Here is a 14,344-nt window from a genome sequence, read left to right on the forward strand (position 1 = left end):
TTAAATTATGATAAAACATTAGATTTTTGTGATACTAAAATGAAAAGAGCTTAAATGGTGCGTTAGGATTGGACTTTGGAAGGAGATTATCGAAATGAGCGAGTTTTTTAGGAAACCCTCGGGAGAAGTGTTGAAAGAGCTAAATACAACTGATAAGGGCTTAACTACCGAGGAAGTTGATAAAAGGCTAGAACAATTTGGCTACAATGAATTGGCAGAGGGAAAGCGCAAAACAACATTTCAAGTGTTTATTGAGCAGTTTAAAGATTTTTTGGTGATTATTCTAATAGTTGCTGCGCTCATCTCCGCCTTTTTAGGTAAGCTAGAGAGCACGATTGTTATCATGGTAGTTGTTTTACTAAATGCAATATTAGGAACGGTGCAGCATCGTAAGGCGGAACAGAGTTTAAACAGTCTTAAGGCTCTCTCCTCGCCAACAGCAAAGGTATTGAGAAATGGAGAAAAGGTAGAAATTCCTTCGAGAGAAGTGGTCGTGGGAGACATCTTGTTCCTAGATGCAGGAGATTTTGTAAGTGCAGATGGGAGAATACTTGAAAATCATAGCTTACAAATTAATGAAAGCTCCTTAACTGGGGAGTCTTTAAGTGTTTTAAAAGAAGTTGACCCAATTGATAAAGATGATGTACCAATTGGTGATAAAAAGAATATGGTTTTCTCCGGGAGCTTTGCCACATATGGTAGAGGGGTTGTGGTCGTCACCAATACCGGGATGAGTACCGAAATTGGAAAAATCGCCAACCTTCTTGAATCGGCTGCTGAAAAGAAGACTCCTCTTCAAGCTAGCTTAGATCATTTTGGAAAACGGTTAGCCATTGGAATTATTGCTGTAGCCCTCATCATCTTTGGTCTCGATTTATTCCGTGGAAATGAAATCGTCGAATCCTTCATGTTTGCCGTAGCCCTTGCGGTGGCTGCGATTCCTGAAGCATTAAGCTCGATTGTTACGATTGTTCTAGCGTTTGGGACTCAGAAGATGGCAAAAGAAAATGCAATAGTCAGGAAGCTTCATGCCGTTGAGAGCCTTGGAAGTATTTCGGTCATTTGTTCAGATAAAACAGGTACACTTACCCAAAATAAAATGACCGTTCAAAAGGTTTATGTAGACAATAAGGTAGTTGAGCAAGAACAATTAAACCTAGAAAACCCAATTGAAAAGCAAATTGTTTTAATGGGGCTCTTATGTAATGACTCAGTGACCACAGAGAAAAAAGAAATTGGTGACCCGACTGAAATTGCCCTTGTTAACTTTGGTGAAACGTATCAACTTGACGAACTGAAGGTCAGAGAGGAATATCCACGGTTGCAAGAACTACCATTTGACTCTGATCGAAAACTGATGAGTACAGTCAATAAGTATGAAGGCAAGAATTATATGTTAACAAAAGGGGCATTGGACGTCCTTTTATCTAGAATCGTAAAAATCGAAACATCTAAAGGTGTAGAGAATTTTACGGATGAACATAAAAAGGAAATTGAAAAAACAAATCACGACTTCTCGATGAACGGCTTACGTGTGCTCGGCTTTGCATACAAAGAGCTGAAAGAAGGGCAAGAAATCGATTTTAAAGACGAAAATGATTTAACCTTTGTCGGCTTGGTTTCAATGATGGACCCACCAAGAACAGAATCGTATGAAGCAGTAGCAGCTTGTATTGAAGCTGGAATTAAGCCAGTAATGATTACAGGTGACCATAAAATTACGGCCTCTGCAATTGCGAAGGACATTGGTATCTTAAAGAATGAGTCGGAAGCCATAGAGGGCTCTGAAATTGAAAAATGGTCCGATGATATGCTCAAGGAAAAAGTCGCCGATCTTTCTGTGTTTGCACGGGTTTCCCCAGAGCATAAGATTAGGATTGTTAGAGCATGGCAGGAGAATGGAAATGTTGTCGCAATGACAGGGGATGGTGTCAATGATGGACCAGCCTTGAAACAGGCAGACATCGGTGTCGCTATGGGAATTACGGGTACAGAGGTAGCGAAGGAAGCATCCTCAATGGTCCTTACCGATGATAACTTTTCCACCATCGTGAAGGCAATCTCAAATGGTCGAAGCATCTATGCTAATATCCAAAATGCCATCCGTTTCCTTTTATCAGGAAATACTGGTGCAGTATTAACCGTTATTTATGCATCAATTCTAGCTCTTCCAGTGCCATTCGCTGCAGTCCATCTACTATTCATTAACCTAGTTACTGACAGTCTTCCAGCGATTGCCATTGGACTTGAGCCTCATAACGAAAATATTATGAAGGAAAAGCCTAGGGATATTGATGTTCCTTTATTGAACAAGTCGTTTACTCGTCGGGTTCTTGTAGAGGGGATAATCATCGCTATCTCTACGTTGGTTGCCTTTCATATTGGTTTATCTACTGGAGATCCCTTAATTGCCAGTACAATGGCATTCGCTACTCTATGTTTAGCAAGGCTATTTCATGGTTTCAATGCTAGAAGTAACTACTCGATATTTAAAATTGGACTGTTCAGTAATAAATACCTTTGGTTAGCGGTCATCATTGGAGTGGCTCTTCTTCACATCGTGTTATTATTGCCGCCGCTAATGGGAGTATTTGAAATTGCTGTTCTAACTGGGGCCCAATTAGGAACCATCTATGGTTTGGCATTAGTGCCATTCGTGGTAATTCAATTATATAAATTAATTTTTGTAAAATAAAAGCTAGGTTAAACGGGGGTGTTGATGGTCACATTAGCACTTCTCTTTAGGCTATTTTTCGTAAACGTTGTTGCTACTGAACAAGGAGAGGTTGCTTTCCGCTCCAGGATGCTCGCTTTCCGCGGGGCGTGCGGTGAGCCTCCTCGCTCGTTCCTCGCTGTGGGGTCTCACCTGTCCCGCTGCTCCCGCAGGAGTCTCGCACCTTACGCTCCAATCAACCGGTGTCATTAAAAGTTCTCATTTACAAAAACAATGAAAAAACAACAATCTTTTAAACAATAGCCTCGCTTTAAAATAAAAAAGCCCAGTCTCTTTTTAACATACATAGGGACTGGGAATATCTATCTGTTCTGTTTTTTTTACACTCCTTTATAAGCGCTACGATAAATCTCCGCTAATTCGGTAACGAGTGGCATTTTTGGATTGGCGATTGTATCTTGATCGTCAAAGGCATGTTCTGCAAGCTCATTCAATTTGCTCTCAAACTCACTTTCATCAATGCCATAGGCTTTAATGCTCATTGGAATATCAAGCTCTGTTCCAAGGTTAACAATTGCTTGGATGAGGCTTTCCACACCTTCTTCGACTGTTCGGCTCGGAAGACCTAGCATTTGGGCAATCTCAGCATAGCGCTCATCGGCAATAAAGTGTTCATACTTTGAAAAAGTCATAAATTTATTCGGTTTAGAAGCATTATACCGGATCACATGTGGTAACAGAATTGCGTTTGCGCGTCCGTGTGGGATATTAAATTCTGCTCCTAGGGCATGGGCAAGACTATGGTTAATCCCAAGGAAGGAATTCGCAAAGGCCATTCCAGCGATGGTTGATGCATTATGCATCTTCTCCCGGGCGATCTCATTATCCCCGTTGTGATAGGCTAATGGTAGGTATTTAAAGACAAGCTGTATCGCTTTTAATGCAGGACCGTCGGTAAAGTCATTGGCTAATACAGAAACATAGGATTCTATTGCATGAGTCAGCACATCCATTCCCGTATCGGCCGTAACCTGCTTAGGAACGGTCATGACAAATTGTGGATCAATGATGGCAACATCAGGTGTCAGCTCGAAATCGGCAAGCGGATACTTGATGTTTGTCTTTTTATCGGAAATGACCGTAAAGGCGGTAACTTCAGATCCTGTTCCAGAAGTAGTTGGGATGGCAACAAGCTTTGCCTTTCCACGAAGCTTTGGATACGTAATGACCCGCTTACTAGGATCAAAGAACTTTTGCCTTAACGCTTCAAAGTCGGTATCCGGATGTTCGTAATAAAGCCACATCGCTTTTGCAGCATCCATTACTGAACCTCCCCCAAGCGCAATAATGACATCAGGCTGAAACTTTTGCATCCTTTCAGCACCAAGCTTCACCGTATCAATGCTTGGCTCCGGCTCCACCTCTGTAAAAATTTCAGTCTGCACCTGGGCAGGGTGTTTTTTTAACTGGTATAGTACTCGGTCAAGATTGCCATTCTTAAGTGAACTAGGACTGGTTACGATGAAAGCCCGAGACATTTCTGGTAACCCCGCAAGTGATTGAATAGAGTTTTTCTCAAAATAGATTTGTGGTGGGATCTTAAACCATTGAGTATTCACTTGTCTTTTAGCCACCTTTTTAATATTTATTAGATGGGTGGCTCCAACATTTGTTGAAACCGAGTTACCGCCATAGGTACCACAGCCTAAAGTCAATGAAGGGAGGGAAGAATTGTAAATATCTCCAATGGCACCATGAGTTGACGGTGTGTTAATAATAATCCGTCCTGCTTTCATTCGTGATGAGAACTCATCAATCACCTCTTGATTAGCAGAGTGAATGGCAGCTGAATGTCCGAGGCCCCCGTATTCTAGTGTTTCCTCACATTTTTTTAACCCATCTTCTAGGTTTTTAGCTTTATAGCATGCGAGAACCGGGCTTAATTTTTCGCATGAAAGGGGGTGCTTCGGACCAACTCCTTTTAATTCAGCGATCAGGATTTTCGTATTAATAGGTACATTTATTCCGGCCATTTTCGCGATTTTGTCGGCCGATAGTCCAACGATGATTGGGTTAAGACCATGGTTGTCATTAATCGCTACTTTTTCTAATTGTAACTTTTCCTCTTCATTTAAAAAGTAACAATTGTTTGCAATTAATTCTTTCTTAACGTCCGTGTAAATTTCTTTATCAATAATTACGGCCTGTTCAGAAGCACAGATCATCCCATTATCAAATGTTTTTGAGAGGATGAGGTCATTGACCGAACGTTTTATGTTTGCGGATTTTTCAATATAACAAGGTACATTTCCAGGACCAACCCCTAATGCAGGTTTTCCTGAACTATACGCGGCTTTTACCATACCGGTGCCGCCAGTAGCAAGAATGATGGAGGTCTTAGGATGTCTCATGAGTGCTTGGCTTGCCTCTAGGGAAGGGAGTTCGACCCATTGGATACAGTTTTTCGGTGCACCTGCGCGAACGGCTGCCTCTTGCATAAGTCTAGCGGTTTCACTACTACAGTTTTGGGCAAATGGATGAAAGGCAAAGATGATTGGATTTCTAGTTTTCATTGAAATAAGGGATTTGAAGATAACGGTTGAAGTGGGATTGGTGATTGGGACTACTCCTGCAATGACGCCAACAGGTTCGGCCATCTCAACCATCCCTTCGTGCTCGTTTTCACTGATGATTCCTACGGTTTTCAGGTGTTTAATATTATTGTAGATGTACTCTGTTGCAAACATATTCTTAAAGACTTTATCCTCATAGACGCCTCTCTTTGTTTCTCTGACCGCCATTCTGGCTAACTCTTTGTGATTTTTAAGAGCTTCAAGGGCCATTTCCTTAATAATGTTATCAACCATTTCCTGACTATGATTTCGGAAATCTGCTAATGCTTTTGCTCCATTTTCCGCGAGAAGATCAATCATTTCTAATACATGTTGCTTTTCCTGTAACATTTTTTCTTCAACAGCCATTTTCAATCCCTCCAGATTTTAATCGTTCCGCAATCATTTGTATTTGCGGAATCTTTACCATCACTCAATGGCAGTAATATAGCATGGACAAAAGGCGGATTATGTTGAAAGTTGGCGTGAAATTTGTAGAATCTTGTCTTATGAATGAGTATTCATTAATTAGTCACAAAAAAAACCTGCCCCTTTTGTTATAGCAGCGGGAGCAGGCATCAGTTACTTATTAGAACAGGCGCTTGGCTTTTCTAATTAAATTCCTTTATAAGCTTTGCGGTAGATTTCTGCTAGCTCGGTTACGAGCGGGAGCTTAGGGTTAGCTGTAGTACATTGATCTTCAAAGGCTCTTTCGGCCAAGTAATCCACTTTTCTTTCAAACTCGGCTAAGTCCACACCATTTGTCTCAAGGCTCATTGGGATATCAAGTTCGTTAGCGAGTTTAATAATTGCTTGGACGAGACTCTCCACACCTTCTTCAGGAGTACGGGCAGGTAGGCCTAGCATTTTAGCAATTTCTGCATAACGCTTATCGGCAATAAAATGCTCGTATTTTGGGAATGCTGCAAATTTCTTTGGCTTGCTCGCGTTATAACGAATAACATGTGGCATCAAGATGGTGTTAGAGCGACCATGGGCAATATGGAACTCAGCGCCAAGTTTATGAGCTAAACTATGGTTAATACCTAAGAATGCATTGGCAAACGCCATCCCAGCAATCGTTGAGGCATTATGCATTTTCTCACGTGCCACCTCATCACTACCATCTCGGTACGCTCTTGGAAGATATTCAAACACTAGCTGTATGGCTTTTATCGCCAAGCCATCAGTATAGTCATTGGCCATTACGGATACATAAGCTTCAATTGCATGGGTTAATACGTCCATGCCGGTATCCGCAGTGACGACCTTAGGAACGGTCATGACAAATTGTGGATCGATAATCGCCACATCTGGAGTCAATTCATAGTCAGCTAATGGGTATTTGATATTGGCCTTCTTATCGGTAATGACAGAAAAGGACGTTACTTCTGATCCTGTTCCAGACGTAGTAGGTATCGCGACAAACTGTGCCTTATGGCCAAGCTTTGGATATTTGACAATCCGTTTTCTAATATCAAGAAATTTCTGCTTCAAACCATGGAAGTCAGCGTCAGGATATTCGTAGAATAACCACATTCCTTTTGCTGCGTCCATTGCGGAACCGCCACCAAGAGCAATGATGGCATCTGGTTGGAAGTTTGCCATTAACTCGGCACCCTTCATGACCGTTTCGATGCTTGGGTCTGGTTCAACCTCAGAAAAGATCTCACAGTGAACGTAGTCTGGACGTTTCCTCAAATAATAGAGCACTTTGTCAACATATCCGAGTTTAACCATCCCTGGGTCCGTAACGATTAGAGCTTTTGAGATATTTGGCATTTTTGCTAAATACTGAGTAGAGTTTTTCTCAAAGTAGATTTTCGATGGGACTTTAAACCATTGCATATTTGCATTCCTTCTTGCTACTTTTTTAATATTAATAAGGTGAATGGAACCAACGTTTGTGGACACAGAGTTTCCACCATATGTACCGCAACCGAGAGTAAGGGACGGCATATAGGCATTGTAAATGTCACCGATTGCTCCTTGGGATGAAGGGGCGTTAACAATGATTCGTCCGGCTTTCATCCTAAGGCCGAATTCCCTAATTACGTTCTGATCAGTTGTATGGATAACTGCAGAGTGCCCTAGACCGCCAAAGTTCAGCATCTCTTCTGCTCTTTGCATGCCATGTTCAAGACCGACTACCTTGTAGCATGCTAATACGGGGCTTAATTTCTCACGGGAAAGAGGGAACTCCGGCCCGACTCCTTCAAGTTCAGCAATAAGAATTTTAGTATCCTCAGGCACGGCGACCCCGGCCATCTCGGCAATTCGGAAAGCTGGCATCCCGACTATATCAGCATTTACAGCGCAAGTATTTTCATTAATTACAAGTTTTTCTACCTTCAGTCTTTCTTCGCTGTTTAGGAAATAACAGCTATGGGAGATCATTTCCTGTTTTACTTCTGAGTAAATCTCTTGATCAATGATGACAGCCTGCTCTGATGCACAGATCATCCCATTATCAAAGGTTTTTGATAAAATTAGATCATTTACAGAGCGTTGAATGTTTGCTGATTTTTCGATATAGCAAGGAACATTCCCGGGTCCAACGCCTAGAGCTGGTTTTCCAGAACTATAGGCGGCTTTTACCATGCCTGATCCACCAGTTGCTAGAATGAGAGATACCTTTTCGTGATTCATAAGTGCTTGAGTAGCTGCAACGGATGGCATTTCAATCCACTGAATACAATTCTCCGGGGCGCCTGCTTTAACCGCCGCTTCCCGTAAAACCCGAGCGGCCTCACAGCTGCATCTTTGGGCAGAAGGGTGGAAGGCGAAAATGATTGGGTTTCTCGTTTTAATAGAGATTAATGCTTTAAACATGGTAGTTGAAGTAGGGTTTGTCACAGGCGTAACACCAGCGATAACTCCGACAGGTTCCGCAACTTCTATTATTCCTTCATGTTCATCTTCATGGATAATACCGACTGTTTTATCGTATTTGATATTATGATAAACATACTCCGTAGCGAACATGTTCTTAATAATTTTATCCTCATAGACTCCGCGTTTCGTTTCTTCGACAGCAAGTTTTGCGAGTGGCATATGTTGATCAAGGCCAGCAAGAGCCATTTGCTTTACAATTTCATCAATCTTTTCCTGTGTAAATCCGCGAAATTCTTCTAGTGCTGTTAATCCTTGTGCAACAAGTCCATCAATCGTAACGTTTACATCATGTTCTGCTTTTATAGTCTTATCTATTTTCACAACCATGTAATTTACCTCCATTATTATTGTGAAATATTTCACAAGTGAGTATAAAATTATTATTCACAAACTGGATTTCTTGGGATCTTTTCAAAATAGACTTCATTGGTTATTCTTGATAATCGCTTAACTATGACTACATAATTAACAGTCCAGATAACAGTAGGGATTTCTTCATTTTTTCTCATCATCATCGCTTCAAACTTATCATCAATCACCTCTTCAAAGGCTTCTAGAGTGTATGTGTCGGTATCAGTTGAAAAAGACTTCCAAGTACAAAGAATCATATCCAACACTCCTTATTTGGTTATTTATTCCTTGGTTTAAATATACCATGATTATGGGAAAAAACTTTGTGAAACATTGAACAAAGATTGTCTCTTTATGAAGCGCTTTCACAATCTCTGATGTATTAATTAGGAGAATTAGTTATCCCCATATAATAACTTGGATAGTTACTCAATCTATTGAAGTTCTAAATATTTAAATAGAAAAATAACAGAGAATTCATTTGATTATCTTCCCATATTTCACTTAATATAAAGATGGATGGAAAAAAGTAACAGACACGGCAGGATGCACGTTTTATATACGAATACATAAAAAATAAACCCCCTCTGGTGGAGAGGATTTGTAGGAATGCCAAATGAGTATAAAAATTTCGATCGACTAAAAAGAAAAATTTACTTGTGGGTACTCCCTTGTTTAATAACAGCTATGACTTTTAATAGTGTTATAGAATTTCAATCTTCTGATGAGAGCTTCCTTGGTTTAATGTTAGGTCCTATCCTCACTTCTTGGTTTATCTTTAGTTACATTATGGTTTTGATTCAAAAGGGTTTTCAAGTTATTGAGTATTCTACACTTGTGGTTGTTGTCTTGGCCCACTTAGCAAATTTCTACTTTGCTCTGGATCGTTTACTTTTAAATCAGAACCTAGGGCTGGGTGAACTTACAAACTGGACTGGATTATTAATGGTTTATGTGTTTATTACACTAAAAAGAAATAGAGGGTTAATAGTTGCACTATCTTATCTAGTGACGGCCCTTATACTAGCTTTGCTAACGTTAGAGGGCTTTTCGTATGACACAATGGATACACTGATCCAGTATTTTTCAGCTACTACGACATATATTGTTACGATTTATTTTGGACAGTATATCTTAAAGGTTTACTCAGATCTCGACAGTATTAAAAAAGAGGCGTATGTGGACTCTCTTACTGGGATTGGCAATCGATATCAAATTAACCAATGGTTTGATTATCAGTTAAATCGTGCTGTTACTGGGGCTGATCCGTTATCCATCATCTTTTTTGATCTCGATAATTTTAAAAGTGTAAATGACCATTATGGGCATAAGGTAGGAGATGAAGTGTTAAAAGAGGTTGTCAGAGTGGTCAAAAGCTCTTTGAGAAGTGATGAGTGCTTCGGGCGTTGGGGTGGCGAAGAATTTATTGTCATCATTAATGCTCCGAAAGAGGATGCGTTGAAGCTTGCTGAACGGTTGAGAAAACGGGTTGAGATGCATGAATTCGAGACGATCGGGAGATTAACCTCAAGTTTTGGTGTATCTGATTATCGTACAGGGGATAGCATTGACTCTGTCTTAGGCAGAGCAGATAAAGCTCTATATCAAGCGAAAAATCTCGGACGCAATAAAGTCCAACACCACAGTGAACTTCTTGAGTATAGAAGCTCAGAAGAAAAGGTTTTAAACAATTAAGCAAAGTCCGTTTGGACTATGCTTTTTTTTGTTTTAGTCTCTTGTGATTATACATTTTAGACTATTCAGAATAGCATTTCGCATAAAATACCCAAAACTATTTTTTCATAAACCCGTTATAAGGAAAAATTTTCCGACAAATTCTGCGAGGTTCACCAGTAATTAAGCCCTAGAAATGGTTGGTTTTGAGTTAAAAATACAAAATTTTCGATAAAATACGACAATATTCTGGTAATAAATAAGAATTTTGTCAAATTGAGACCGTTTACAAAAAACTGTTTTATAACAATAATTTAGATGTTAGAATATTCAATTCAATTTTATAGTAGCTAGAGTATATTTCATCATTGGGGGTAGGAGTATGGTATATCGGGAAAAACCGTGGTTGAAGCTATATGATCCAAGCGTTGGCGAAAATGTCTCAGTTGAGTATGAATCTCTATTTGGCCTATTAGATCGCTCCGCTACTAAATTCAAGGAAAAACCTGCTTTGACTTTTTATGGAAGATCCTGGAGCTTCATTGAGACAAGGTTCATAGCAGAGGCCTTTGCGGCCGCCTTACATGAAGAGGGGTTTACAAAGGGGGACCGGCTGGCAATTATGCTGCCTAACAGCCCACATTATATATTTAGCTTGTTTGGGGGATTTCGACTTGGTGGAATCAATGTTCAAGTAAACCCTATGTACGTTGAGAGGGAAATTGAGCATGTCCTTGTCGATTCTAGTACCGAATTCATGATTGTCCTTGATGCACTGTATCCTAGAGTCAAGCAAGTCCAACCAAAGACTTCTTTGAAAAAGGTGATTGTCGTTAGCCTTGGTGGCGAGAAATTCGATTTAGAAGGCGAAGACGAGTATTTCGAGGACTTTATCAAGGGAAAAACGGTAGTACCTTCAGTTTCTATTGATCGGAATGAAGACGTTGCTATGCTGCAGTATACGAGCGGAACAACTGGTGTTTCCAAAGGTGTTATGCTGACTCACAATAACTTACTTTCGAATGTAATTCAAGTATGTGATTTTGTTTATAGACCTTGTGAAAAGCTAATTCCAGACGATTTTAAGATCATCAGTGTACTCCCAATGTTTCATGTATTCGGATTGTCATGCAATGCACTTGCTGGAATAAGAGAGGGTGCTAACCAGTTAGTATTGCCACGATTTGAACCAAAAGAATTAATGGAATTGGTCAAGCGAGAGAAACCTTTCCAAATGTCTGCTGTTCCAACGATGTATTTCGCATTAAATGGCCAACCTGGGTTAGAGGATTATGGTTTTGGCGATGTTCATTATTTCAGCAGTGGTGGAGCTCCACTACCAATTGAACAAGCTAAGTCATTTGAGGAGAAAACCGGTGCAAGGCTTTTAGATGGGTATGGACAATCTGAATTATCTCCATCTCCAATCTTTAATCCACCGTTTTTGAATCCGAAACCGGGCAGTGTTGGAATTCCAATCCCAGGGACTGAGGTTCGTATTGTTAACGTTACGGACAATGGACTTGAAGATGTTCCTGTTGGTGAATCGGGAGAGATGATTGTAAGAGGTCCTCAGGTGATGAAAGGCTACTGGGGTCGTCCTGAAGCTACGGAAGAGACGATTATAGATGGTTGGTTACTTACTGGTGATATCGCCAAAATGGATGAAGATGGATACTTCTACATACTGGACCGTAAGAAGGATATGATCATTGCGAGTGGTTATAATGTCTATCCAACTGAGGTTGAAGATGTATTATATCATCACAAAGCTGTCGAAGAAGTCATTGTTATCGGAGTACCTGATGAATATCGAGGAGAAACAGTTAAAGCATTCATTAAAGTTAAACCAGGTGCGAGGTTAACGCCGGAAGAAGTGGTCCTTTTTGCAAAAGAAAACCTAGCTCCTTATAAAGTACCAAAGCAAGTTGAAATTTTGGATGAACTTCCAAAATCATCTGTTGGAAAGTTGCTTCGTAGAGTGTTAAGGGACCAAGAAATCCAGAAAATCGGAGTATAACTAGGAGGAAATCAGTTATGAATGTTCAAGAGCTTTTCAATCTTCAAGGAAAAACAGCCATTGTTACAGGTGGTGGACGAGGACTTGGTGAGCAGATTGCCACTGTTTATGCTAATGCAGGTGCAAACGTTGTTGTGTGTTCAAGAAACGAGGAAGCTTGCCAAGAGGTAAGTGAACGTTTAAAAGAAAAAGGCGTTCGTTCCCTTGCATTTAAATGTGATGTCTCTAACGAGGAAGATATCAATCTAGTAGTCAATGAAACAATGAAAGAGTTTGGCAGAATTGATATTTTAGTGAATAACAGTGGAGTTAGTTGGGGTGCTCCTGCCTTAGATATGCCAGCAGATAAGTGGGATAAGGTTATGGATATTAACTTAAAAGCAGTATTCTTATTCTCTCAGGCAGTTGGGAAAATCATGAAGGAACAACGCTCTGGAAAGATTATTAATATTGCATCAATTGCCGGTCTAGGTGGCCAAGACCCAAGAATGATGGATGCAATTGGTTATGCAACAAGTAAGGGTGCAGTTATTTCGTTTACCAAAGATTTAGCTGTTAAGCTTGCTCCTTATAATGTCCATGTCAATGCGATTGCACCTGGGTTCTTCCCGACTAAAATGACGACTGGTTTGCTTGATCATGTAGGAGAATTCATTCTTGATCGAACACCCGCACGCCGTTTTGGCTCAGACCATGACATGATGGGACCTGCGTTATTCCTTGCATCTAGTGCATCTGATTATGTTTTCGGACATATTCTTTCTGTTGATGGGGGAACTGCTGCTTTAACTTAAATGAGAATAAGAATCTTAATGAACATAGGAAGGAATGCTCGAAAGCATTCCTTTCAACAAATAGTATCGTATCCATCTCATCTTAAGCATCAGTCACATAGAGGTGTCCTGCTCCGAAGTTAGAAAATAGATTTAGATTATCACCTTTTATAAAAATAGTGATGGCAAAATATATCGAATTTTCGTATAATTAGGAGAAGGATATTTTGATAGTCATCAACGTGATTTTTACAACTAGAGTTAGCATGTGGAGGATGTAATGGGGCCTTATGACAAGTGTTGGGCAAATACTTATAAAGAATTTGAAGAGGAACTAAACCAGAAAATCCTTTCCATGACTAACTGTTATCTATTTATCGCTACGCTTGGACAAAGCTTAGATGCACATTTGGATTATATAGTAATGGTAAAAAAGCAAACTAAAGAACTGCTAGATGATCTGGATTTACCTTGTAGAGATGATATTGCTTCACTAGCTAAAAGAGTAATAAAGGTAGAGTCCCGATTGGACAATCTAGACGAAAATTTATATGACACCATAGATGATATGAAAAACTACCGAGCTAGATTAAAAGAATTATCGAAAGAACTAGCTACATTATCATTTAAGTCTGATGATGAAAATAGCTAAATTCTATTATTTTATAAAAGGTGGAGAGAGAGATGGCTGAAAACAAAAAGGTTTCCAAGATTGAAGATGAACAAGCTGTGAATGAAAACCTAGTCGAAGAAACTCAGACGCAAGATGAACAAAGTAAACAAAGTCTTTCAAGTTTAGAGCTTTTATGGGCAAATGCTCATCAAGAATTAGATAACTGGGCAGACCGCGCGAATTACCGTGATGAAATCTTTTTAAAAGCTGTTAAGGATTACTCCGGTAGCCTAAAGAGGAACCGTGATAATATCAAAGAAGTAACAGAACAATTTAATCGGGAACTGGCTGAATGGCAGCGCACAGCTCGTGAAGAGTTCTTGATGTCGACAACAACTTTGCAACACTTTTTCCCAGTTAGATCATATGAAGAAATTAACCAACTTTTTGAACGGATTCAAAACTCAACATCCGGCATTTTAAGTGCACCTTACCGTGCAGTAAATCCTGACCAAGCAGTAGATAAATACATTGAAATGGTTGAAAAATATATTGACCTTCGTAAAAAAGGAAGAAATGAGTATGTTGCAAATGTGAAGAAAACATCTAATCTTGTTCAACAGAATCAGAGAGTATTTGTAAACCTTTTTTCAAAGCAAGTGAAGGCATTATTCCCTTTCAATAAGCATTTAGAACAGGCAGAAGAAGTTAAATCATAATAGATTAGGAGCG

The 14,344-nt window shown here is 39.8% G+C and carries 9 protein-coding genes; 6 read left to right on the plus strand and 3 right to left on the minus strand.

Annotation, left to right across the window (positions count from 1 at the left end; translation table 11 throughout):
• Window positions 1–94 precede the first annotated feature (94 nt).
• Window positions 95–2,695, plus strand: a complete 2,601-nt coding sequence (locus BMX30_RS11615; protein ID WP_090745419.1) for a calcium-translocating P-type ATPase, PMCA-type — start codon at window positions 95–97, stop codon at window positions 2,693–2,695.
• A gap of 359 nt (window positions 2,696–3,054) precedes the next feature.
• Here BMX30_RS11615 and adhE (BMX30_RS11620) read toward each other — a convergent pair whose 3' ends face one another.
• The 3 genes from adhE (BMX30_RS11620) to BMX30_RS11630 form a co-directional block, all read right to left on the minus strand.
• A complete protein-coding gene (adhE, locus tag BMX30_RS11620; protein WP_090745423.1) occupies window positions 3,055–5,655 on the minus strand; it encodes a bifunctional acetaldehyde-CoA/alcohol dehydrogenase in 2,601 nt (866 codons plus the stop codon).
• Between the two features lie 246 nt (window positions 5,656–5,901).
• The gene (adhE, locus tag BMX30_RS11625; protein WP_090745426.1) at window positions 5,902–8,508 is read right to left on the minus strand and encodes a bifunctional acetaldehyde-CoA/alcohol dehydrogenase; all 2,607 of its coding nucleotides are present in this window, start codon (window positions 8,506–8,508) and stop codon (window positions 5,902–5,904) included.
• A gap of 53 nt (window positions 8,509–8,561) precedes the next feature.
• On the minus strand, window positions 8,562–8,789 hold the full coding sequence (locus BMX30_RS11630; protein WP_090745429.1) for a hypothetical protein: 228 nt from the start codon (window positions 8,787–8,789) through the stop codon (window positions 8,562–8,564).
• A gap of 352 nt (window positions 8,790–9,141) precedes the next feature.
• On the opposite strand from BMX30_RS11630, the gene BMX30_RS11635 reads away from it, so the two are divergent.
• From BMX30_RS11635 to BMX30_RS11655, 5 genes are all read left to right on the plus strand, one after another.
• Entirely contained in the window at window positions 9,142–10,227 is a 1,086-nt protein-coding gene (locus tag BMX30_RS11635; RefSeq protein ID WP_090745432.1) for a GGDEF domain-containing protein, read from the plus strand.
• 361 nt (window positions 10,228–10,588) lie between these two features.
• The gene (locus tag BMX30_RS11640) at window positions 10,589–12,226 is read left to right on the plus strand and encodes a long-chain-fatty-acid--CoA ligase (protein ID WP_090745435.1); all 1,638 of its coding nucleotides are present in this window, start codon (window positions 10,589–10,591) and stop codon (window positions 12,224–12,226) included.
• A gap of 17 nt (window positions 12,227–12,243) precedes the next feature.
• The gene (locus tag BMX30_RS11645; protein WP_090745438.1) at window positions 12,244–13,020 is read left to right on the plus strand and encodes an SDR family oxidoreductase; all 777 of its coding nucleotides are present in this window, start codon (window positions 12,244–12,246) and stop codon (window positions 13,018–13,020) included.
• A 259-nt stretch (window positions 13,021–13,279) separates the two neighbouring features.
• A complete protein-coding gene (locus tag BMX30_RS11650) occupies window positions 13,280–13,651 on the plus strand; it encodes a hypothetical protein (RefSeq protein WP_090745441.1) in 372 nt (123 codons plus the stop codon).
• Between the two features lie 32 nt (window positions 13,652–13,683).
• The gene (locus BMX30_RS11655) at window positions 13,684–14,331 is read left to right on the plus strand and encodes a hypothetical protein (protein WP_090745444.1); all 648 of its coding nucleotides are present in this window, start codon (window positions 13,684–13,686) and stop codon (window positions 14,329–14,331) included.
• Window positions 14,332–14,344: the final 13 nt, after the last annotated feature.

The sequence above is a fragment of the Mesobacillus persicus genome, from assembly GCF_900109925.1.
GTDB classification, from domain to species: domain Bacteria; phylum Bacillota; class Bacilli; order Bacillales; family Cytobacillaceae; genus Mesobacillus_B; species Mesobacillus_B persicus.